Below are 22,456 nucleotides of genomic sequence, written 5' to 3'. Positions count from 1 at the left end.
GGCTCCGGCACCCGACGACGTGACCTCCCCCTGTCTCAGGGACGGTGCCGGCCGCCGAGGCCCGGACGGTGGTGTCGGGCACGCCCTGCTGCGCGCCTTCCTTCCTCCGGAGCATCGGCTTCGCCGACGGTCGTGCGTGCCCGGTCGGGGCGTACGACGGCGCCTCCGACGGCCCGGACCGCGGCGTGGGCGGCGGGCTCGGCGTCGTCGGGCATGTCGTGCACGCTAACGCGACCGGGCGCGATCCGCGCGCGGTGGAGACGGGGTGCGCGGTCGCGGCGCGTCCGCCGCGGCGCCCCTCGCCTACACTCGGCAGCGATGCCTGATACTGCCGCCGTGCGCGTCGTGACCGACTCGACCGCCTGCCTGCCCGCGCCCGACGGCGCGGCGCACGCCGACCTCTGGGACGGGCTCGGGCACGGCCCGCTCGTGGTCCCGCTGCACGTCGTCACCCAGGACGGCACGCTGCGCGAGGGGGTGGACGTCAGTCCGCAGGACGTCGCCGCCCGCATCGCCGGCGGCGAGCGCCTGACGACCTCGCAGCCGGCGACGGCCGAGCTCTCGGACGCGTACCGGGAGCTCGTCGCGGACGGCGCCCGCTCGGTGGTCTCCGTGCACCTGTCCGGTGAGCTGTCGGGCACCTTCGCCGCCGCGGAGCGTGCCGGGCACCGGGCGATGATCCCGGTGCGTGCCGTCGACTCGCGGACCGCCGCCATGGCCCTTGGGTTCGCGGCCGTCGAGGCGGCCCGGTGTGCTGCGGCCGGCTGCGACACCGAGCACGTCGCGCGTCGAGCCCGCGAGGTCGCCGGTTCGGCGGAGGCGGTGTTCCTGGTGGACTCGCTGGAGCACCTGCGCCGTGGCGGGCGCCTCTCCGCCCCGGCGGCGGCCCTCGGCACCGCGCTCGGCGTCCGGCCGATCCTGGGGGTGCGGGACGGCCACGTGGAGCTGGTCCAGCGGGTGCGGACCCGCCGGGCCGCCGTGTCCCGCCTCGTGACGATCGCCGTCGAGCGAGCGCGCCGGGCCACCCGGCCTGCCGTCGCCGTGCACCACCTCGGTGCACCCGAACGGGCTGCCGAGGTGGCCGACGTGCTGGCCGACCGGCTCGGGCTGCAGCCCGTCGTGACCCCGGTCAGCGCCGTGCTGGGCGCGCACGTCGGGCCGGGGGCGCTGGCGGTCATGGTCGTCGACCGCGGCGGGCACGTCCACGACCTCGAGCCGGGCGGTCCCTGGTAGGCCGAGCCGGCGGACCCCACCCCCAGGGAGTGCGTGTCCACAGCGCTCGTCCGAGGGCGGTACACGGCGCGGCACCGTCCCTAGCCTCGGGCCGTGACCACCTCCGCCACGCCGCGCACGACCGACGCCGCCGCACGACTCGACGCCCTGCGGGCAGCCCTCGACGAGTCGGTTCCGGGACCGCCCGCACCTGACCGGGCATCCGTGCCGGGAGCGGGCGGTGGGGGCCCGGGCGTCGGGCCCGACCCTGAGCTGGTGGAGCGGCTGCGTGCCCGGCGGTCCGCCGGGCACGTGGCCGCCGCGTACGGCGCGGCGCACGGCCACCCGGTGGCGCCGGACGACGGTGCGACACGTCGCCGCTGGGCCCTGTCCGGCCCGGCCGCCGTCGCCGCCTGCGCCGTGGTCCTGGTCCTGGGGCTGACCGTCGCCGCCGTCGCCCACTTCTCCGGCGGGAGCACCGAGGACCTCGGTGTCGCGGTCGAGGAGTCCTCGCAGGAGGTGCCCCTCCGGGCGGAGGCGCCGGGCGACGCGGCGACCGACCCGCTCGCCCCGGCAGGGCCCGAGGAGGCGACCGACCCGGTGGCCGCCCCAGCGACCGACCCGGCGACGGAGGTGGGTACCACGACGTCGACCCCTGGCGTCGTCGTCCACGTCACCGGGCAGGTCGCCGACCCGGGTCTGGTCGACCTGCCGGCCGGTTCCCGGGTGGCCGACGCCGTGGAGGCCGCAGGCGGCGCGACCGACGAGGCGGACCTGGCTGCGCTCAACCTCGCCCGCGCCGTCGTGGACGGGGAGCAGGTCCGTGTCCCGGCGCCGGGGGAGGACCCGCCCGTCGCACTGCCGGGCGGCACACCCGGCGGCACGCCCGGCGAACCCGCAGCGGACGCCGCTCCGGTGGCGCTGAACACCGCCGGCGCCGACGCCCTGACGGCGCTGCCCGGCGTCGGTCCGGTGATCGCGGAGCGCATCGTGGCCTGGCGCGAGGAGAACGGCCCGTTCACGCGCGTCGACGAGCTGGCGGAGGTCTCCGGGATCGGACCCGCACTGCTGACGGACGTGCGCGACCTCGTCGTGCTGTGACGCAGGACCTGCGGCTGGCCCCGGCGGCGCTCGTCGTCTGGGCCGCGGCATGGTGCCTCAGCGGGGCGGCGACCGACGGCGTGGTGGTGCTCTCCGTCGGGGTCGGCGGTGCCGTCGTGGCGCTCGGGAGTCTGGTCGTCCTGCGTCGCTCCGGGCGTGCCGTCGTGGCCCATCTGCTGCTCGTGGGCGCCTGCCTCGTCGCGCTCGCCGGCTCGGTGCACGGCCAGGCCGCGGCACGCGCACCGCTGCCGCAGCTCGCCGCCGACGGCGCCGTCGCCACGCTCCGCGGCACGGTCGTGACCGAGCCGCGTCCGGCGACGTTCGGCGACGGCCACCGGTGGCAGGTCGCCGTGACGCAGGTCTGGGCGCGAGGCACGGGTTCGTCGGCACGCGGCCATGTCGAGGTGACCGCGCCGGGGCCGCCGCCGCGGTACGGGGCGGTGGTGGTCGCCGACGTGCGTCTCGGCCCGCCGGGGATCGGCGCGGGCACGGCCGCCTCGGCGAGCGCGACGGCGGTGCGGGTCACCGCTCCGCCCGGTCCCGTGCTGCGGGCGACGACAGTCCTGCGCGCGGAGCTGCTGGAGGTCACCGAGGGGCTGTCGCCGCAGGCGCGGGGCCTCGTACCGGGTGCGGCGGTGGGTGACACCACCCGGCTTCCCGACGACCTGGACGAGGCCATGCGGACCACCGGGCTGACCCACGTCACCGCGGTGTCCGGCAGCCACTTCGCGATCGTGGTGGCGACGCTCACCGTCGCCTGCGCGGTCCTGCGCCTGCCCCGCGCCGCGCGGGTGGTGCTCCTCGTCGTCGGCGCGGTCGGGTTCGTGCTGCTGGTGCGGCCCGAGCCCAGCGTGCTCCGTGCGGCCTGGACCTGCTCCGTCACCCTGCTCGCCCTGGCGCTCGGACGGCCCGCCGCCGGGCCGCCGGCGCTCGCGGTCGCCTCCACCGTGCTGCTCGTCGTCGACCCGTGGATGTCGCGGTCCTTCGGGTTCGCCCTGTCGTGCGCCGCGACGGCGGGCATCATCCTGCTCACGGGCCCGATCGCCCGGCGCCTGGACCCGTGGTGCGGGCGCGTCCTCGCCTTCGCCGTCGCGGTCCCGCTCGCGGCGCAGTCGGCCTGCGGTCCGCTGCTCGTCCTCCTCGACCCGGCCCTCCCGGCGACGGCGGTGCCCGCCAACCTGCTCGCGGCGCCCGCGCTCGTGCCCGCCACCGTGCTCGGTCTCGTGGCGACGCTCCTGGCACCCTGGGCGCCCGCGGTGGCCTTCGCCGTCGCGTGGGTCGCCGGTGTCGCGACGGCGTGGATCGCGGCGGTGGCCCGGTTCTTCGCGGCCCTCCCGGGGGCGAGCCTGCCGTGGCCGGGCGGTGTCGGTGGTGCGCTGCTGCTGGCGGCAGGCACGACGGCGGTGCTGTGGGCCGCCCTGCGCAGGCCCCCGGCACGCGGTCCGGTGCGTACTCCCGGGCGTGCCCCCGGGGCCCTGCTGGCGGCGGCGTGGCGCCGTGCCGCTGCCTCGGGCCGTCGAGCGCGCCCGGCACGCGGTCTGCTGGTCGGGGCGCTGAGCGTGGTCCTGCTCGCCGGGGGAGCGCTGCTCGTCACGGCCGGGCCACGACTGGCACCGGGGCTGGTGCCCGGCGGGATGCCGGACGACTGGCAGGTGGTGGCGTGCGACGTGGGCCAGGGCGACACCCTGGCGATCCGCAGCGGAGCGCGCGCCGCCGTCGTCGTCGATGTCGGTCCGCCGGGTGACGCGGCAGCGCGGTGCCTCGAGCGGCTGGGCGTGGAGCGCATCGACCTGCTCGTGCTGAGCCACTTCCACACCGATCACGTCGGCGGCCTGGACGCCGTGCTGGCCGGTCGCCCGGTGCGTGCCGCCGTCGTCTCGCCGCTCGACGACCCGGCCGCGCCTGCGGGTCGGGCACGGGGCGCGCTGGCCGACGCCGGCGTGCCGGTCTCCGCGGGGACCACCGGACAGCGAGGTGCCGCGGGCACGGTGACCTACCAGGTGCTGGCGGCCGACCCGGCGCCCGGCGGCGGCGCGGGCGCGGCGAACGATGCGAGCGTGGCGCTGGCCTTGCGGACGGGGAGCGGGATCGACGTCGTCGCCCTCGGCGACCTGGAGGAGCCGGGTCAGGAGCGCCTGGTGGGGCTGCTCGCTCCGTCGGGGCTGCCCGACGGACCGGTCGAGGTGCTCAAGATGGCCCATCACGGCTCGGCGTCGCAGTCCGCCGACCTCGCCCGGCTCCTCGCCCCCCGCGTCACGCTGGTGCCGGTCGGGGAGAACGACTACGGCCACCCCACCAGCTCGGCGCTCGCCCTGTACGCGGCGGTGGGCTCGCGCATCGTGCGGACGGACGAGTGCGGGACGTCGGCGCTGACGGTCCGCGAGGGCGGCCTGGAGCTCACCTGCGCGCGTCGCTCGTGACATCGGTGGCACCGGCACGGCCGGCGCCACCGACGCGTCACGGTGAGCCGCCGGGGGAACGGCTCACATCGTCTCGGGCACGGCGTCTCGATCGCCGTGCCCGAGCCGGTCCATCGTGCGCCGTCGGGGGTGCTCAGCGCGTCTGTCGTTCGACGTATTCTTCGAGCACCCACCGGGCCACCTGCACGCGGGAGCCGACACCCAGCTTGGTGCGGATGCGTTCCACGTGGGTGCGGGCCGTGCCCGGAGAGATCACGAGCCGCTCGGCGATCTGCGGGTTCGTCAGGCCGTCGGCCACGAGCTCGGCCACCTCCAGCTCGCGCGGCGTGAGCAGGTCGGTGCCGTGCCTGTGGAACGCCGTCCGCCGCCCCAGGGCCACCACCTCGGCGATGGACAGGGCCGGCTGGCCGCCCATGGTCTCCGTGTCCTCCGGTTCCGGAGACCCCATGCGTCGCCGCATCTCCGCGGCGGCGCGGTGGCAGTCGGCGGCGTCCTGCGCCCGGCCGGTGGCCGCCAGGACGAGGGCGAGCTCGTCGACCAGCGGGGCGGCCTCGGCGAGCGCGTTGTAGGGTGCCAGGTCGTCGAGCCCCCCGAGGAGGAGCGTCGCCGCGGAGCCGAAGTCACCGCGGCGGCGCGCCAGGACACCGAGATGGCCCTGCACCCGGCCGGCCAGCCACACCGGCGGATGGACCGCGAAGATCTCGCGTGCCTCCTCGAGGAGCTGCTCGGCGGCGGCGTCCTGGCCGGCCTCCAGCTCGATCCCGCCCAGGTTGGCGCACCACAGAGCGTGCAGGCGGGGGTCGGTCTGCGGGTCGTACAGCGCGCGCACCTGCCGATAGGCGTCGCGGGCGTCGTCGAACCGTCCCTGGGCCGCCGCGACGTCACCGGTGACCGCGATGGCGAAGGGCAACCACGCGGCCGGCTCGCCGCGGCGGATCCTCTCGAGGGCGTCGTGCGCGTGCTCGGCCGCGTCGTCGAGCAGGCCGAGGATGCGCTCCTGGTCGGCGAGCATGTACTCGAGCACCGCGCGGCCGGAGCCCTCGAGGACGGCGATGGCGGCCTTGCTGCGGTCCAGCCCGAACCGGATGCGGCCCGTGACCCGCCAGAACCGGATGGTGCCGGTGAGCAGGGCGACGAGGGTGGGTGCGTCGCGTGCGGCGATGGCGCTGTCGATGGCCGCGACGACGTCGTCGTGCAGCTCTTCGAGCTCGCGGATCTGGTCGGGGGAGAAGTAGCGGTCGCGGTCGCGCTGCGCGCTGATCCGGGCCAGCACGGCGCGTCGGTGGGCGGCGGTCACCTCGGTGCGGGCCTCGTCGTCGAGGTGGGCGCGGGCGTGCTCGCGGACGACGGCGAGCATCCGGTACCTCGTCGCGACGCCGGCGGTGTCGACGGCCAGCAGCGAGTGGTCGACGAGCTCCCCCAGCGCCTGCGTGACCTGGGCCGGCGGGGTGCCGGGCGCACAGACGTCGCGGGCCAGCGCGGCGTCGAAACCTCCCACGAACGCTCCGAGCCGGCGGTAGAGGTCGGCGCCCGTGGGGGTCAGGAGGTCCAGGCTCCAGTCGAGCGAGGCGGTCATCGTGCGCTGGTGGGCCGTGCCGCCACGCATCGCGGGCAGTCGCAGGCCCTCGGCGAGCCGGGCGTCGAGCTCGGCCGGGGTCACCGAGCGCAGCTGGGTGGCGGCCAGGACCAGGGGCAGCGGCAGGCCGTCGAGCCGTCGGCACACGGAGAGCAGCGCAGCGCCCTCCGGACCTGTCGGGTCCACGTGGGCGCCGAGCGCGTTCGCCCGTGCGGTCAGCAACCGCACCGCCGGGCCCGGCGCGCCGTCGTCGGTCAGGGGCAGCGGCCCGAGGCTGAGACGGCGCTCGCCGGGGACGTCCAGGGGGCGCCGGCTCGTGGCGACGAGCGTCAGCTCGGGGCAGGCCGCCGCGACGACGCCGACCAGGTGGGCAGCGGCGTCGAGGACGTGCTCGCAGTTGTCGAGGACGATCAGGGCCGGCCCGCGGCGGAGCTCCGCGGCGAGGACGTCGTGCGGGTCGCCCAGGGAGGAACGCAGGCCGACCTCGTGCAGCACGTGCACCACCACGTCCTCGGGATGGTCGACGACCGTGAGGTCCACGAACCAGCGGCGCCCGAACTGACCGACGAGGCGGTGACCGACCTCTACGGCGAGCGACGTCTTGCCGGACCCGCCCACGCCCGTGATGGTCACGACGGACTGGCTGGCCGCGTCGACGGCGTCGAGGACCGCCTGGACCTCCTGCTCGCGGCCCAGCAGTCGCGTGCGGCGTGCGGCGAAGGTCGGCGCGTCGGTCGGGCTGCGGTCCACCGGTTCATGCAACCACGTGCGCCGGGCAGCAGCAGCGGGAGCCGGCAAGGGCTCGGGCGCACGGTGGTCCACGGCGTCAGCCGGCGAGCAGCCGGCGCAGGGTGTCGAACCGCTGGTCCCACGTCCAGGCGCCTCGTACCCAGGCCGGCCCGTCGGCCCCCATGCGGCGGCACCGGGCAGGATCGGCGAGCAGCTCGACCAGGCGTCGGGCGACGTCGTCCGGGTCGGTGCCGTCCACGACGAACCCGGTACCGCCGTCGCGCACCGCGTCGGGCGCGCCGCCGGAGCTGCCCACGACCACGGGGAGCCCCGCGGCCTGGGCCTCGAGGTAGACGATCCCGAGCCCTTCGACCTCGAGCCCGCCGCGCCGGCTGCGCGACGGCATGGCGAAGACGTCGGCCGCCGCGTAGAACGCCGGCATCGCGGTGTGGGGGTGCCCGCCGGCCAGCACCACGCGGTCGGCCAGGTCGCGGTCGGAGACCAGGCGGCGCAGCCGACCGGCGTCGGGCCCGTCGCCGACGATCAGCAGCCGCGCGTCGGGCACGTCCCGCAGGACCGCGGGCAGCGCGCGGACGAGCGTGTCCTGCCCCTTGCGCTCCACGAGCCGGGCGGCGCACAGCACGACCGGGGCGTCCGGCGGGATCCCGTAGCGCGCGCGCACCTCCCGGCCGCCGGCCGGGTCGGTGCCCGCGAACGTCTCGGGATCGACGCCGGGGGAGAGGCGCACCGCTCGGGCCGCGGCTTCGGGACCGACGGCGTCCGCCAGCGTGCCGACCGTGCGGTCGGAGAGGTAGGTGAGGTGGTCCACGTCCCGGCCGATGCGTCGCAGCGCTGCGCGGGTGCCCGGCACGCGCGCCCACCACAGCTCGTGCCCGTGGGTGGTGGCGACGATGCGACGCACGGAGGTGCGGCGGCGCAGCGCGGCGGCCATCAGGCCCAGCGGCGCGGCGGCTCCGAACCACACGCTGTCGCAGCCGTGCTCCTCGACGAGCCGCACGACCTGCCGCGTGCGGGCCGGCGTCGGCAGGAGCATGCGGGTGTCGGCGCGCACCACCGGGTAGGGCAGGTTGCGGTCGAACGCCTCCTGCCCGGGCGTCGAGGAGGTGTGGACGATGACCTCGGCAGGGTCGAACCGGGAGGTCATCGCATGGACGAACGTCTCGATGCCGCCCTGCCGGGGTGGGAAGTCGTTCGTGACGACGAGGGTCCGAGGCACCGGCTCAGGCTACCGGGGGCGGCCGCGAGGTGTCGGTGCGGTCTGGCAGGCTGGACCCGTGCCACCGACCTCCTCGCGCTCCCGCTCCGCGCGCCGCCCGAAGGCCCCGGCGAACGCCCGGCGCTGGGACGACCCGACCCTCGCCCCGGTCGTGCTCGTGCGCGGCCCCGAGGGGCTCCTCGCGGAGCGGGCCGTCGACGGCGTGGTGGAGCTGGCGCGGGCACGCGACCCGGAGGTCGAGAAGGTCGAGCTCGAGGCCGCCGCGTACGTGGGTGGCGAGCTGACGGTCGCCGCGAGCCCGTCGTTGTTCGGCGAGGCCAAGGTCGTGGTCGTCCGCGGTGCGGAGGCGTGCACGGAGGACCTGGTCGCCGACGTGGTCGACTACGTCGCGGCCCCGGACCCGGAGGGCGTGGTCGTCGTCGTGCACGCCGGCGGCAACCGTGGCAAGCGGATGCTCGACGCGATCCTGGCGTCGGGAGCGCCGGTGCTGCAGTGCGACGCCATCGGCCGCGACGCCGACAAGGTGGCGTTCGTCTCCGGCGAGCTGCGGGCGGCCCGGCGCCGGGCCGAGCCTGCCGCGGTGCGCGCGCTGGTGGACGCGCTGGGCAACGACCTGCGCGAGCTCGCCTCGGCGTGCGCCCAGCTCGTCGCCGACACCACGGGCACGATCGGGGAGGCGACCGTCGACCGCTACTACGGCGGGCGCGTCGAGGCGACAGGGTTCAAGGTGGCCGATGCCGCCGTCGCCGGGGATGCCGGCTCGGCGGTGGCGCTCCTGCGGCACGCGTTGGACACCGGTGCGGACCCGGTACCCGTCGTGGCCGCCCTCGCCCTGCGGCTGCGCACCCTGGCGCGGGTCGCTGCCATCCGGGGCGGGGCGACGACCGCACGGGAACAGGGGCTCCAGGACTGGCAGGTGCGCAACGCGAACCGCGACCTCGCCCGGTGGACGCCGGAGGGGCTGGCCGCGGCGATCGGGGCTGTCGCCCAGGCCGACGCCGACGTCAAGGGTGGTGGCCGCGACCCGGTCTATGCGGTCGAGAAGGCCGTCCTGACGATCGCCCGCGCGCGCAGCATGCGCTGACGGCTCGGGCCGCTCGTTCGGCTCGGGCAGCTCGCCCCGGACCGCGCCGCACGAGCGAGAGGGCGCCGTTCCCGACGGGGAACGGCGCCCTCCGGCACCAGCTGTGCGTCAGCTCAGAGCGAGTCGACGGCCTTCGCGATGGCCGACTTGCGGTTGGCCGCCTGGTTGGCGTGGATGACGCCCTTCGACGCGGCCTTGTCGAGCTTGCGCGTCGCGGTCTGCAGGGCAGCCGTGGCGGCCTCCTTGTCACCGGCGGCGACGGCGGCACGAACCTTGCGGATGTGCGTCTTCAGCTCCGACTTGACGGTCTTGTTGCGCAGACGAGCCTTCTCGTTCGTCTTGATGCGCTTGATCTGGGACTTGATGTTTGCCACTGGAGTACTTCCTGGTGTGTTCGCCTGTCGGCGAGCGGATAGGTCGTAGAGGGCGGCCGCAGCTCCGGGACTGGGGTGGGGAACCCGTGGAGAGGAGCTGTGACTGTGCCCGCCGACCTGGGCGGACACGCAGCGCACTAGATTACCAGCCTCAGACCCTTCGCGCCATCGCCTCGGCCACGCGGTCGAAGGCGCGACGCTCGAGCACCGCGCCCTCCCGCCGGACGGCACCCGGGTCCACGCGGATCACGCGGTCCAGACGGACCTCGCTCGCCCGGCCCTGCCGGTCCCAGGGACCGCTGCCGATGTCCATCCAGTACCGGCCGTACCGCGCCTCCCGTTCGGCGTCGAGGTCGTGGTCCCGGCTCGTGAGCTGCAGGCCGAGCAGCCACGGCCCGTCGCGCCCCACCAGGAGGACCGGCCGGTCCTTGCCCCGCGTGGCGTCCTCCTCGAACGGCACCCACGTCCAGACGATCTCGCCCGGGTCCGGGGCGCCGTCGGGGCGCGGGGAGTACCTCGTGCGGACCGTCCCGACGAAGTCGCCCGGGTACGTCGTCGCGCGGGGCGGCGGAGCCCCGGGCGTCCGGGTCGAGGTGCCGACCTTGGGGCGCCCGCCCCGTGGCCGGGCGCCGGTCAGGGAGCCGAGGGCTCGTGCGGCGCGCAGCAGCGTCGTCGTCCAGCGAGGCGTTCTCACGGGTGTCAGCGTACGGCGGTGGCGGACCCGTGCGCCCGCGAGCTCACCGTGCGGTGAACGTCGGGCTGCGCCGGGCGAGGAACGCGTCGACGGCTTCACGGTGGTCCGCGCTGCGCCCGAGCGCGTCCTGCTCCGCGGCCTCCGCGGCCAGCGTCTCCGTCAGCGGCCGGGTCGTCGCGGCCGCGACGAGGCGCTTGGAGGCCGCGTGGGCGAGCGTCGGGCCGGCGGCGAGACGGCGGGCGAGCTCGCGGGCCGTCGGCAGGACGTCCGCGGCTGGTACGACGCGGCCGCCGATGCCCCACCCGACGGCGCTCTCGGCGTCGAACGTCTCCCCGAGCAGGACGAGCTCGCGAGCGCGAGCCGCGCCCACGGCCCAGGTGAGCGTGGCCGACAGCCCCGTGTCGAACGTCAGGCCGACGCCGCCGAACGCGGTGCCGAGCACCGCGTCGTCGGCGAGCACCCGCAGGTCGCACGCCAGCGCGATCCCGAGGCCGGCTCCGACGCACGCGCCCCGCACGGCGGCGATCACGGGCTTGGGCATCGTGGTCAGCGCCTCGGCGAGGGGGCCGTAGTGGCGTTCGACCGTGCGCTGGGTGGCCCAGGCTCCCGACTCCAGCGACGCGACGTGCTCGCGCAGGTCCTGGCCGACGCAGAAGGCCGGGCCCGCCCCGGTCAGGACCACCGCCCGGACCGTGGTGTCCGCCCCCACCTCCTCGAGCGCGGCGAGCAGGTCCTCCTTGAGTGCCAGGTCGAGCGCGTTACGGGCCTCGGGCCGCTGCAGGGTGACGACGGCGACGGCGTCGTCGCGCTCGACGGTGACGGTGTGCGGCACGGGGGTGCTCCTCACGGGCGGGACGCGGCGGGTGGAGGTGGCGGGCGGTCCGGTCGGCCGTCAGTCAACCAGGGGCCGCGGTCCGCTGGCGAGGGAGACCGTGTCTCAGGGCACGATCGGTGCGGCCAAGGTGGTGTGCAGCGTCGCGGCGTCACCCAGTACCTCGACCTCCGCCTCGGACGGCGTGAGGCGCCGCCAGAGGACCAGGGCGAGCTCGCGCGACGGCCCACGGGCGACGACGGCAGGGTCGCCGTCGCCGAGGGTCCACGACCAGCCCAGGTCCGTGGCCTCCAGCCCGACGGCGGCGGTCAGCGGGTCCATCCGCCCCAGCCGGACCTGTCGTGGCGCGAACAGGTGCACGACCTCGTCCACGGCGTCGGCCCAGACCGGCGCCGGGACGTCGACGGGTTCCTCGCGGCCGACGGCGGTGGCCGAGCCCAGGCGTGCGGCGCGCAGGTCGTGCAGGTGCACGAGCGTCTCGTGGGCCTGCCGACGCCGCCAGAACGAGGCGGGGCCGTTGCCGAGCAGGGTCCACGAGGTCGCGTCGGGGCCGAGCGCGGCCAGCGTGTCCCGGACCTCCGCCGCCTGCTCGGCGTAGAACGGGGCGAGGTCGAACGGGCCGCGCCCGAGCGGGGTCTCCTGGACCCGGCGCGCCTGACCGGCGGCCCAGTGGTGGATGCGGCCCAGGTGAGTCACGAGGTTCCGGACCCGCCAGCGCCCGCACGCCGGGACCGGAGCGGCGGGGTCCGCGCCGTCGACGTCCGCGGCGAAGGCCTCCTGCAGCCGTGCCAGCAGCGCCAGCCGGTCGAGGTCGGCCGCGCCGTCGGTGCGGCGGCCGGAGGACGGGTCGACGGCGGGGGCGGGCGTGGTCATGCCGTCACGGTAGAGGGCGGCGGGACGGTGCTGAAGGCCGGCGCCTGCCACGTGGCGTCGAGGTGCTGCCAACCGGACCGCCGGTGGCATGGGAGAATGACCAGGCCCATCCCGACCGGCCCGACCCGACGGAGCGAGACGCGTTGCCCATCCCGTCCCCCGCGCTGAGCGAGCGCATCCAGCCCAACGCCACCGCGCCCGAGCTGATCCGCAACTTCTGCATCATCGCGCACATCGACCACGGCAAGTCGACGCTCGCGGACCGCATGCTGCAGCTCACCGGTGTGGTGCAGCCGCGCGACGCACGCGCGCAGTACCTCGACCGGATGGACATCGAGCGCGAGCGCGGCATCACGATCAAGTCCCAGGCCGTGCGCATGCCGTGGCAGCTCGGCGACGAGCCGTACGCGCTGAACATGATCGACACCCCGGGCCACGTCGACTTCACCTACGAGGTCTCCCGCTCGCTCGCCGCGTGCGAGGGCGCCGTGCTCCTGGTCGACGCCGCCCAGGGCATCGAGGCGCAGACGCTCGCCAACCTGTACCTGGCGATGGAGAACGACCTGGAGATCGTCCCGGTCCTGAACAAGATCGACCTGCCGGCCGCCCAGCCGGAGCGGTACGCCGAGGAGCTCGCCAACCTCGTCGGCGGCGACCCGGCGGACGTCCTCAAGGTCTCGGGCAAGACGGGCGAGGGTGTCGAGCCGCTGCTGGACCGCATCGTCGAGCGCGTCCCCGCGCCCGTGGGCGACCCCGACGCCCCCGCCCGGGCGATGATCTTCGACTCGGTCTACGACACCTACCGCGGTGTGGTGACGTACGTCCGCGCCATCGACGGCGACCTGAACCCGCGCGAGCGCATCCAGATGATGTCGACCCGGGCCACGCACGAACTGCTCGAGATCGGGGTCATCTCGCCCGAGCCCATCAAGACCAACGGCCTCGGTGTGGGGGAGGTGGGCTACCTCATCACCGGCGTGAAGGACGTCCGCCAGTCCAAGGTGGGTGACACGGTCACGACCGCCAACAAGCCGGCGACCCAGGCCCTCGGCGGGTATGCCGAGCCGAAGCCGATGGTCTTCTCGGGCCTCTACCCGGTCGACGGCTCCGACTACCCGACGCTGCGCGACGCGCTCGACAAGCTCAAGCTCAACGACGCCGCGCTGAACTACGAGCCGGAGACGTCCGTGGCGCTCGGTTTCGGGTTCCGCGTCGGGTTCCTCGGCCTGCTGCACCTCGAGATCGTGCGCGAGCGCCTCGAGCGCGAGTTCGATCTCGACCTCATCTCGACCGCCCCGAACGTCGTGTACGACGTGACGATGGAGGACGGCACCGAGGTCAAGGTGACCAACCCGTCCGAGTTCCCGGGCGGCAAGATCAAGGAGGTCCGCGAGCCCGTGGTCAAGGCCACGGTCCTGGCCCCCAGCGAGTTCGTCGGCACCGTGATGGGCCTGTGCACCGACCGGCGCGGCACCATGCAGGGCATGGACTACCTGTCCGAGGACCGGGTCGAGCTGCGCTACACGCTGCCCCTGGCGGAGATCGTGTTCGACTTCTTCGACGCCCTGAAGTCCCGCACGCGGGGTTACGCGTCCCTGGACTACGAGCCCGTCGGCGACCAGGCCGCGGACCTCGTCAAGGTGGACATCCTGCTGCAGGGCGACCAGGTGGACGCGTTCAGCGCCATCGTGCACAAGGACGCGGCCTACGAGTACGGCGTGAAGATGACCGCCAAGCTCAAGGAGATCATCCCGCGCCAGCAGTTCGAGGTGCCCATCCAGGCCGCCGTCGGCGCTCGCGTCATCGCCCGCGAGACGGTGCGCGCGATCCGCAAGGACGTGCTCGCCAAGTGCTACGGCGGTGACATCTCCCGCAAGCGCAAGCTGCTCGAGAAGCAGAAGGAGGGCAAGAAGCGCATGAAGAACATCGGGTCGGTCGAGGTCCCGAAGGACGCGTTCATCGCCGCCCTGTCCTCCGACGGCGCGGGCGGCAAGGAGACCAAGGACAAGAAGAAGTAGCGTGCCGGCCCTTCCCGACGGCGAGGCCGTCCCGGCCGACGGCGCGCTGCCCTCCTTCGTGGCTCGGCACGGGGCGCACGACGCCGGCCGGTTCGGCGTGTACGTGCACGTGCCGTTCTGCTCGGTGCGGTGCGGGTACTGCGACTTCAACACCTACACGGCCTCGGAGCTGGGTGGTGGCGCCTCGCAGCTCGCCTACGCGACGACGGCGTTGCGGGAGGTCGACCTGGCCGCTCGCGTCCTGGACCGCGCGGGCCTGGGTGACCGGCCGGTGTCGACCGTGTTCTTCGGCGGGGGTACCCCGACCATGCTGCCGGCCACGGATCTCGCCCGCGTCCTGACCGGCGTGCGCGACGCGTGGGGCCTGGCGCCGGACGCCGAGGTCTCGACGGAGGCCAACCCCGACTCCGTGACCCCGGAGTCCCTGGCCGTGCTCGCCGAGGCGGGGTTCACGCGCGTCTCGTTCGGGATGCAGTCCGCGGTGCCGCACGTGCTGGCCACGCTCGAGCGCACGCACGATCCCGCCCGCGTCCCCGACGTGGTGCGCTGGGCGCGGGAGGCGGGCCTGGACGTCTCGCTCGACCTCATCTACGGCACGCCGGGGGAGTCCACCGACGACTGGCGGACCTCGGTGGAGGCCGCGCTGGCCACGGGCGTCGACCACGTCTCGGCGTACGCGCTCGTGGTCGAGGCGGGCACCAAGATGGCCGCTCAGGTACGCCGCGGCGAGGTCCGCCTGCCGGACGAGGACGACCAGGCCGTCAAGTACGAGATCGCGGACGACCTGCTCACCGCGGCGGGTCTCGGCTGGTACGAGGTGAGCAACTGGTCCCGCGGGCCCGAGCATGCCTGCCGGCACAACCTCGCCTACTGGCGGGGCGACGACTGGTGGGGCATCGGCCCGGGGGCGCACTCCTACGTCGGCGGACGTGCCGGGCCCGACGGCGGTGCCGCGGCCGGGGAGCACGCCGGCGTGCGCTGGTGGAACGTCAAGCACCCGCGGCGCTACGCCGCCGCGCTCGAGGCCGGCGGGTCGCCGGGTGCCGGACGCGAGCTGCTCAGCCGGGACGAGGCGCACCTGGAACGTGTCATGCTCGGGGTGCGGCTGGCCGAGGGGCTGGACCTCACGGTCCTGGACGCGGGCGGCCGCCGCGCCGTCGCCGGGCTCGTGGCCCGGGAGCTGCTGGACGGTACGGCGGCCGTGCGGGGGCGCGCGGTGCTCACGCGCCGGGGGCGGCTGCTCGCCGACACCGTGGTGCGCGAGCTGACCGCCGGCGTCGGCTGACCGCTACCTGATGAAGCGGATGGTCAACGGGTAGCGGTACCACTCGTCCCGCGAGGCGGCCATCGCTCCGAGGATCCCGAAGACGACCGCGCCGACCCACGCGACGAACACCAGGAACATCCCGAAGACGCTGAGCAGCCCGATGATCGGGATGACCGCGATCACGGTGGACACGATCGGGATGCCGACGTAGGCGAGCAGCAGGGTGAGCTGGAAGTTGAGTGCTTCCTTGCCCTGGTCGTCCAGGCGCCGGCTGCGGTCCTTGTAGATCAGCCACACGACGAGCGGGACGACGAACGACGTGACGATCCCGCCGGCGTGCGCGACGACCGACCAGGTCCGCTCGTCGGCCGGTGCGACCGGGGCCGGCGGGACGGCGGCGTACTGGGCAGGGGGCGGCTGGTGGGAATGGGGGTGGGGATGGGGCTGCTGAGGCTGCTGGGGCGGTGTCGGCTCGGTCAACGAGATCCTCCGTCGTGCGTCGTCATGCGTGGAATGTCCGCAGGCACGCTAGCCGGGCGCAGCGAGGCCGAGGGGTGACTTGACCCGGAGTTGAGGTCATTTCACCCGCTCGGCGGGCCGTCACTTCACGAGACGCAGGGTGAGCGGGTAGCGGTAGGCCTCGTACCGGTTGACGGTGATGGCCGCGATGATGGCCAGGACCAGTCCGGTGATCCAGGCGGCGACGAGGATCAGCCAGCCGATGAGGATCAGGGTGGTGATCCATCCGACGATGACCACGATGAGCAGCGTGATCTGGAAGTTCAGCGCCTCCTTGGCCTGGTCGGCGACGAAGGCGCTGCGGTCGCGCAGCACGAGCCAGATGATCAGCGGGGCCAGCAGCCCGAGCGTCCCGCCGGTCACGGCCGCCACCAGGAGGGGGCCGATGTGGGCGAGGATCGCCCACGTGCGCTCGTCGGACTGCGACAGCGGCCTGGGCCCGTAGGGCTGCTCGGGCGGCGGCGGCGGTGTGTGGGTCATGCATCCATCCTGGCAGAGGACGGTGCGCGTTCCCAGATGTCGGACGATTCGGGCGCTCCGGTGGCGCGTCCTGGCGGAGCACCGGAGAGTGGTCTCGGCCCACCGATGAGGAGGAATCATGAGCGAGAGCACGCCGAGGCCGCCGGGCGAGCCGGAGGACCCCTACAACCCGCCGCCGTCCCCAGGACCGCCGCCGCAGGAGCCCTACCCCCAGCAGCCGTACCAGCGGGAGCCCTCCCAGCAGCCCGCCCAGCCGTACCAGCAGCCGATCGGCGAGCGACCGGTGGGCGAGCCGCCCGCAGGCGAGCCGTCGTTCTACGCGGGGGCGGCGTCGTCGGCGGCGGACGTGGCGCGCAACGACACCAAGGGCTTCTTCGGTGCGCTGTTCGACTACTCGTTCCTGAACTACGTGACGCCCAAGGTCGTCAAGATCGTCTACGTCATCGTCACGGTGCTCATCGCCCTGGGCTGGTTGGTGGCCCTCGTCGCGGCGTTCTCCAACAGCGTCTGGGCCGGTATCGGGTTCCTGCTCTTCGGCTGGATCATCGCGCTCGTCTACCTGGCGATCGCCCGCATCACGCTCGAGTTCTACCTCGCCGTGGTGTCGATCTCCGAGAAGGTCAACCACTACGCCCGTCGCGACGGGATGCTCTGATCACGCCGTCACGAAGTCGATGAGCTCCTCGACCCGGCCCAGCAGGGCCGGGTCGAGGTCTCGGAAGTCCCGGACCGAGGCGAGGATCCGCTGCCAGGCCCGGCCCACGTCCGCGGGGCCGGACGCCGGCCACCCGAGCTCACGCAGGATGCCGATCTTCCACTCGGTGCCGCGGTCGATCGTGGGCCACGCCGGCAGCCCGACCCGGGCCGGCCGCACCGCCTGCCAGACGTCGACGTAGGGATGACCCAGCACGAGCACCGTGCCGGCGGGGACGGTGCGCAGCGCGGCGTCGGCCAGGCGCTGCTCCTTGGCCCCGGGCACCAGGTGGTCCACCAGCACCCCGACCCGACGCTCGGGCGTGGGGGCGAAGTCCGCCAGGGCGTCGGCGAGGTTGTCGACCCCGTCCAGCATCTCCACGACCACGCCCTCGACGCGCAGGTCGTCGCCCCACACCTTCTCGACGAGCTCCGCGTCGTGCTTGCCCTCCACCCAGATGCGCGAGCCGCGGGCCACCCGGGCGCGCGCGCCGTGGACGGCGACCGAGCCGGAGGCGGTCCGGGTTGGCGCCGCGGGGGCACGCGACGTCACGGGTGCGGTGAGCTCGACCGGCTGCCCGTCGACCCAGAAGCCCGGGCCCAGGGGGAACGAGCGCGTCCTGCCGCGCCGGTCCTCGAGCACCACCAGGTGCATCCCGCCCGACTTCTCCACGCGGACGACGGCGCCCACCCAGCCGGTCTGCACCTCCTCGACCACGAGGCCGTGCTCGGCGGGCTGCGGCCGGGACGAGGGGCGACGGCGGTGGTGCGCCGACCCGTCCGGGGCGCCCGGGGCGCGGTTCGAGGCGGCGGCGAGGACGTCGGATCCGTAGCGGTCGTGCACGCGGGTGAGCCTAGGCAGCGACGGCGCGGACCGCGGTGACCGACACGCTCGCCACCGCGGCGGGCCGGCGGGCTACCCGCCGACCGCCGTGCGGGCGACCACGGCCGCCTCGGTGCGGGAGGCGACGCCGAGCTTGCGCAGGATCGCCGAGACGTGCACGGACGCCGTCTTGCGCGAGATGTACAGCCGCTCGGCGATCTGGCCGTTCGTCAGGCCCGCGGCGACGAGCTCGAGCACCTGGCGCTCGCGGTCGGTGAGCCCGCCGATCCCCGTCCGGACGTCCTGGTGCGGGGCCCGGCGGGGGACCGCGGGACCGGCGTCGTCGAGGAGGGCTGCCGCGCGGTCCCGCACGTACCCCGCGCCGATGGCTCCGGCCGCCTCGACGGCGCGGGTCAGCAGGGCGCGGGCCTCGGCCTTGTCGCCGGTCTCGAGCCGCTGCCGGCCGTCGCGCCACAGGGCGTAGGGCCGCAGGTGTGCCGGCGCGCCGTCGTCGGGGCTCAGGCGCGCGACGGCGGCCCATGGCCCCTCGCCGAGCTCGGCGTCGAACACCGCCGACCACACGGGGTGGGTGGGCCAGAACGACGCGCGCTCCAGGGCGGCACGGAACGGCGCGGTGTCGGTCTCGCGACCGGCCTCCCTGGCCCGGGCGACGGCGCGGGCGGCGACGGCGAGGACCGGCAGGGCGTACGCACCGGAGAGCCACGCGGGTGCGGTGACCGGGGCGACCAGCTCGAGGGCGTCGTCGAGGTCGTCACGGGCCAGCGCGATCTCGGCGAGCGTGCTGCGCACGCGCGACCGCACCTGCAACTCCAGGCGTTCGTGCCGCAGCCACACCGCGCGGTGCCGCCGGGCCATCGTCACGGCGCGGTCGACGTCGCCACGCCACAGCGTGAGCCAGGTCCACCGTTCCGCGAGGTAGACCGCGTACGTGCTGGGCTCGACGAGCGTCGTGGCGCGTTCGTACCAGGCCGCCGCCTCGTCCCAGCGGCCCAGGGAGATCAGCGCCTCGGTGACGTTGCCCTCGAGCATGGCGAAGCTCACCCGGCCGGCCCCGCGCGCCCGGGCCCGGTCGGCGCCCTCCTGGGCGATGCGGCGTGCCTCGTCGAAGTGCCCGAGCTTGATCCGCGTGTCCGAGGCGTTGGTGAAGTACCGGGCGAGCGAGGGCCAGTCGTCGCCGGCCAGCCGCCGGCTCTCCTGGAGGTCGCCGACGGCGTCGAGGTCGCCGGCGTTGATCCGAGCCAGGGCGCGGGCGTTGACGAGCGCGGAGAGCGTCGAGGTGTCCCCGGCCGCCGTCGCGGCCTCGATGCCGGCCGTGGCCGCGCGCACCGCCTCGTCGGTCCGACCGGCGAGCATCGCCGCCCGGGCCTGGAGGCGGAGCATCGCCGCCAGCGCCGCCGGGTCGTCCGTCGGCGCGATGGCCAACGCGTCGCGCAGCATCTCCTCGCCGGCCACGTCGCCCGTGCGCAGCGCGTACGTCGCGGCGACCGCCAGCGACCACGCGCGGCCGGCGGGGTCGTCGGCCGGCCACTCGGCGTGGGCCTGGCGGGCCAACGTCCGCGCTCGGTCCAGCCGCGTCGCGTCCTTCTGCGCGTCGGCGACGCGCAGGAGCAGCTCGTGGTGCGTGGTCCCCGCCACCGAGGCGGCGTCGTCGACGGTCTCCCACAGCTCGAGGGCGCGCTCGCCGAGCGCCACGGCCGTGGACACCGCCGCGTCGTCGCCGGCCGCCGCCTGGGCCGCGACCGCCGTGGCCAGCGCCCGGTCGAGCACGCGCGCCCGCCACCAGTGGTCGGCGACCTCGGCCAGCCGGGCCACCGTGGCCGGGCCGGTCGAGAGCGCCTCGGCGTACGCCGTGTGCAGGCGGCGGCTCTCCGTGGGCAGCAGCTCGGCGTCGACCGCCTCCTGCATCAGGGCGTGCCGGAACCGGTAGCCGTCCGGCTCGACGACGAGCACGAGGGCGTCGACGGCCTCGCGGGCGGCCGGCTCGGCGGCGGCGAGCGCGTCTCCGCCCAGCACGGCCTCGAGCACGTCGTGGGTGGCGCGGGCGCCCCCGGCGGCCACGAGGCGGCAGAACGTCTGGGCGTCGGCCGAGAGCTGGGAGTAGCGCAGGAGCAGCACGTCGCGCAGCGAGGTCGGCATGTCCTCGTCCAGGCACGACGCGAGCTCCTCGACGTAGAACGGCACCCCCTCGGAGCGTTCGACGAGGTCGGCCAGGTCCGTGCCGTCCAGGATGTCGGCGTCGCCGTCGTCGAGCACGGCGCGGGCGAGCTCGGCGACCTCGGCCTCGCCGAGGCGCGGCACCTCGACGCGGGTGACGAGCCGGGCGCGGTCGAGCTCGGCGAGCGTCGCGCGCAACGGGTGGCGCCGGCCGACGTCGTCGCTGCGGTAGGTGGCCACGACGCACAGGGCGGTGGTGCGTGCGGCGCGGGCGAGGCGCGCCAGGACGGCGCGGGCGACGTCGTCGGACCAGTGCAGGTCCTCGATCACCACCAGCAGCGGCCGCTCGGTGGCGAGCGTGGCGAGGAGGTCGGCCAGGACATCGGGGGCGCGGCCGGCGCCGACGTCGGGCCGGACGTCGACGAGCCCGGGCACGACGGCGCCGAGCGCGTCCGCGGCGGGCCCCGCGGCCGCGAGGGCGTCGGCGGTGCCGAGGGCTGCGACGACGTCGCGCAGCACCCCCTCCACCCCGGCGTACGGCACGGGGCCGGACCCCGAGTCCGCGCACTGGCCGCGGACGACGAGGACGTCGTCGTCGACCGCGGCGAGGAGCTCGGTGACGAGCCGGGTCTTGCCGATCCCGGCCTCGCCGGACAGCAGCACGGTGTCGCCGTGGCCGTGCACGGCCGCCGCCAGGGTGTCGCGGAGGGTCGTGAGCTGGCCGGCGCGCCCGACCAGCGGGGAGGCATCGAGTGGCACCCTGCCATCGTGCCAGGTGATCCTGCCGCGCAGGTCCGGGCGCAGGTCCGGGCGCAGGTCCGGTCGCAGGGTCGCGCTCATGCCGGCCGGCGCCCCCGCACGGCGAGGCGGGGGAGCCGGAGCCACGACGGGCCTGCCGTCGCCGGGACACGGGGACCGGCTGCATCGCGCTCCCTGGCCTGCCGCACCCGCTCGGCGCGCCGGACCTGCTCCGACTCCTGCAGACGGTGGAGCGTGTGGTGCTCGAGGGGGTGCATAGTCGCCTCCGTGGTCAAGGCGGGCCGCCGCTCGGCCCTCCGTACGACGAGCCTGGGCGTCTGAGGCAGGCGTCGGCATCGGGCAGCCGCCTCGTCTCTCGCGACCGGCCGGGCCGTCGCTGCCCCTGAGGTACCTCACGCCGGCACGGGGGCCGGTCCGTGTCGGTGTCCGTGGAGACGCGTAGGATGGCACTCAGCGATCGAGAGTGCTAAAGGTACGGCCGCGCGAACGACAGCCAGATGTGCTCGGTGGAGGGAGGCGCAGGAGTGAGCGAGGAACGTCGTCTCGAGGTGCTGCGCGCCATCGTGGAGGACTACGTCACCACCCGGGAGCCCGTGGGCTCGCGCGTCCTGACCGAGCGGCACCGCCTCGGTGTCTCGCCCGCCACGATCCGCAACGACATGGCGGCGCTCGAGGAGGAGGGATACATCGCCCAGCCGCACACGTCGGCCGGGCGGGTGCCCACCGACGCCGGCTACCGGCTCTTCGTCGACCGTCTCGCCGAGGTGCGGCCCCTGACGATCCCGCAGAAGCGGGCCATCGAGACGTTCCTGTCCGAGGCCGTCGACCTGGACGACGTCCTGGTCCGGGCGGGCCGGCTGATCGCCCAGCTCACCGGCCAGGTGGCCGTGGTGCAGTACCCGTCGCTGCGCCGGTCCGGGCTGCGCCACCTCGAGATCGTCCCGGTGGCCCGCGACCGCCTGCTCGTCGTCGTCATCACCGACACGGGGCGGGTCGAGCAGCGCTTCTGCGAGCTGCCCGGCACCGCCGACGGTGTCAGCGCTCTCGACGAGGTCACCCTGGCCGAGCTGCGTGCCCGCTTCAACGCCGCCGCCGCCGGCAAGCGGCTCGCGGAGCTGCCCGTCGCCTTCGCCGCCGTGGTGGAGGCCGTCGGCCCGGACCTGGCGGGTGTCGCCGGCGCCGTGGCGGACCTGGTGGTCGACACCCTCGGCCAGGAGAACGAGGAACGGATCGTGCTCGCGGGCACGGCCAACCTCGCCCGTTCCGAGTCCACCTTCGAGCAGGGGCTCAGCCCGGTGCTGGAGGCGCTCGAGGAACAGGTCATCCTGCTGGGTCTGCTGACCGAGATGTCGAGCGACGGCGTGGGCGTGCGGATCGGTCACGAGAACCGGCTCGACGGCCTCACCGAGGCCTCGGTCGTCGTCTCCGACTACGGGTCCGGCGGCGACCCCGTCGCGACCCTCGGCTCGATCGGGCCCACCCGGATGGACTACCCCGGCACCATCGCCTCGGTGCATGCCGTGGCCCGCTACCTCTCCCGCGTGCTGCCGAGCTGAGCCACGCGGAAACCCTGACCAGACTGCGTACGTC

General features: G+C 75.2%; 18 protein-coding genes. 8 read left to right on the top strand and 10 right to left on the bottom strand.

Features of this window, described 5'->3' with window-relative positions:
* The first annotated feature begins 318 nt into the window (after nt 1-318).
* The 3 genes from MWU57_RS10735 to MWU57_RS10725 all read left to right on the top strand — a co-directional run bounded on the left by MWU57_RS10735 (nt 319) and on the right by MWU57_RS10725 (nt 4,733).
* A complete protein-coding gene (locus tag MWU57_RS10735) occupies nt 319-1,233 on the top strand; it encodes a DegV family protein (RefSeq protein WP_106268437.1) in 915 nt (304 codons plus the stop codon).
* Nucleotides 1,234-1,326: 93 nt separating this feature from the next.
* Nucleotides 1,327-2,313: a ComEA family DNA-binding protein gene (locus MWU57_RS10730; RefSeq protein ID WP_246909156.1), complete on the top strand. Its 987-nt coding sequence runs from the start codon at nt 1,327-1,329 to the stop codon at nt 2,311-2,313.
* Entirely contained in the window at nt 2,310-4,733 is a 2,424-nt protein-coding gene (locus tag MWU57_RS10725; RefSeq protein ID WP_246909154.1) for a ComEC/Rec2 family competence protein, read from the top strand. Before MWU57_RS10730 ends, MWU57_RS10725 begins: the two co-directional genes overlap by 4 nt.
* 133 nt (nt 4,734-4,866) lie before the next feature.
* Here MWU57_RS10725 and MWU57_RS18405 read toward each other — a convergent pair whose 3' ends face one another.
* Together MWU57_RS18405 and MWU57_RS10715 are read right to left on the bottom strand one after the other, a co-directional pair.
* The gene (locus MWU57_RS18405; RefSeq protein WP_246909152.1) at nt 4,867-7,059 is read right to left on the bottom strand and encodes a LuxR C-terminal-related transcriptional regulator; all 2,193 of its coding nucleotides are present in this window, start codon (nt 7,057-7,059) and stop codon (nt 4,867-4,869) included.
* 76 nt (nt 7,060-7,135) lie between these two features.
* Entirely contained in the window at nt 7,136-8,275 is a 1,140-nt protein-coding gene (locus MWU57_RS10715; RefSeq protein WP_106268429.1) for a glycosyltransferase family 4 protein, read from the bottom strand.
* 58 nt (nt 8,276-8,333) lie between these two features.
* Between MWU57_RS10715 and holA the strand changes: the two genes are divergently transcribed.
* Nucleotides 8,334-9,359 carry a DNA polymerase III subunit delta gene (holA, locus tag MWU57_RS10710; RefSeq protein ID WP_246909150.1) on the top strand — a complete coding sequence of 342 codons (1,026 nt, stop codon included), beginning with the start codon at nt 8,334-8,336 and terminating at the stop codon, nt 9,357-9,359.
* Between the two features lie 113 nt (nt 9,360-9,472).
* Here holA and rpsT read toward each other — a convergent pair whose 3' ends face one another.
* From rpsT to MWU57_RS10690, 4 genes are all read right to left on the bottom strand, one after another.
* Nucleotides 9,473-9,733 (bottom strand): 30S ribosomal protein S20, encoded by a 261-nt coding sequence (gene rpsT / locus MWU57_RS10705; RefSeq protein ID WP_106268427.1) that lies wholly within the window; start codon nt 9,731-9,733, stop codon nt 9,473-9,475.
* Nucleotides 9,734-9,884: 151 nt separating this feature from the next.
* Complete coding sequence (locus tag MWU57_RS10700) at nt 9,885-10,427, bottom strand: type II toxin-antitoxin system PemK/MazF family toxin (RefSeq protein WP_165800013.1); 543 nt, start codon at nt 10,425-10,427, stop codon at nt 9,885-9,887.
* 43 nt (nt 10,428-10,470) lie between these two features.
* Entirely contained in the window at nt 10,471-11,259 is a 789-nt protein-coding gene (locus MWU57_RS10695) for an enoyl-CoA hydratase/isomerase family protein (RefSeq protein WP_106268425.1), read from the bottom strand.
* Nucleotides 11,260-11,364: 105 nt separating this feature from the next.
* Nucleotides 11,365-12,132, bottom strand: coding sequence for a maleylpyruvate isomerase family mycothiol-dependent enzyme (locus MWU57_RS10690; protein ID WP_246909147.1), 768 nt, complete (start codon nt 12,130-12,132; stop codon nt 11,365-11,367).
* 143 nt (nt 12,133-12,275) lie between these two features.
* Here MWU57_RS10690 and lepA point away from each other — a divergent pair, with 143 nt between their 5' ends.
* Both lepA and hemW read left to right on the top strand, forming a co-directional pair.
* Nucleotides 12,276-14,150, top strand: coding sequence for a translation elongation factor 4 (lepA, locus tag MWU57_RS10685; RefSeq protein WP_106268423.1), 1,875 nt, complete (start codon nt 12,276-12,278; stop codon nt 14,148-14,150).
* A gap of 1 nt (nt 14,151) precedes the next feature.
* The gene (gene hemW / locus MWU57_RS10680) at nt 14,152-15,435 is read left to right on the top strand and encodes a radical SAM family heme chaperone HemW (protein WP_106268421.1); all 1,284 of its coding nucleotides are present in this window, start codon (nt 14,152-14,154) and stop codon (nt 15,433-15,435) included.
* Nucleotides 15,436-15,438: 3 nt separating this feature from the next.
* Here the strand turns inward: hemW and MWU57_RS10675 are convergent, their stop codons facing one another.
* Together MWU57_RS10675 and MWU57_RS10670 are read right to left on the bottom strand one after the other, a co-directional pair.
* The gene (locus MWU57_RS10675; RefSeq protein ID WP_106268419.1) at nt 15,439-15,897 is read right to left on the bottom strand and encodes a DUF4870 domain-containing protein; all 459 of its coding nucleotides are present in this window, start codon (nt 15,895-15,897) and stop codon (nt 15,439-15,441) included.
* A gap of 120 nt (nt 15,898-16,017) precedes the next feature.
* Nucleotides 16,018-16,416 carry a DUF4870 domain-containing protein gene (locus MWU57_RS10670; RefSeq protein ID WP_106268417.1) on the bottom strand — a complete coding sequence of 133 codons (399 nt, stop codon included), beginning with the start codon at nt 16,414-16,416 and terminating at the stop codon, nt 16,018-16,020.
* 118 nt (nt 16,417-16,534) lie between these two features.
* Here MWU57_RS10670 and MWU57_RS10665 point away from each other — a divergent pair, with 118 nt between their 5' ends.
* The gene (locus MWU57_RS10665; RefSeq protein ID WP_106268415.1) at nt 16,535-17,071 is read left to right on the top strand and encodes a DUF4282 domain-containing protein; all 537 of its coding nucleotides are present in this window, start codon (nt 16,535-16,537) and stop codon (nt 17,069-17,071) included.
* Here the strand turns inward: MWU57_RS10665 and MWU57_RS10660 are convergent, their stop codons facing one another.
* Together MWU57_RS10660 and MWU57_RS18110 are read right to left on the bottom strand one after the other, a co-directional pair.
* Nucleotides 17,072-17,953, bottom strand: a complete 882-nt coding sequence (locus MWU57_RS10660; protein WP_106268413.1) for a DUF3097 domain-containing protein — start codon at nt 17,951-17,953, stop codon at nt 17,072-17,074.
* Nucleotides 17,954-18,025: 72 nt separating this feature from the next.
* Nucleotides 18,026-20,866: an AAA family ATPase gene (locus tag MWU57_RS18110; RefSeq protein WP_308221170.1), complete on the bottom strand. Its 2,841-nt coding sequence runs from the start codon at nt 20,864-20,866 to the stop codon at nt 18,026-18,028.
* A 524-nt stretch (nt 20,867-21,390) separates the two neighbouring features.
* Here MWU57_RS18110 and hrcA point away from each other — a divergent pair.
* Nucleotides 21,391-22,422, top strand: a complete 1,032-nt coding sequence (gene hrcA / locus MWU57_RS10645) for a heat-inducible transcriptional repressor HrcA (protein ID WP_106268409.1) — start codon at nt 21,391-21,393, stop codon at nt 22,420-22,422.
* The last annotated feature ends 34 nt before the right edge of the window (nt 22,423-22,456 follow it).

This window comes from Isoptericola sp. S6320L, assembly GCF_023015685.1.
GTDB classification, from domain to species: domain Bacteria; phylum Actinomycetota; class Actinomycetes; order Actinomycetales; family Cellulomonadaceae; genus Isoptericola; species Isoptericola halotolerans_A.
Note: the sequence above shows the minus strand (reverse complement) of the source record. Positions and strands in the feature narration are given on the sequence as shown.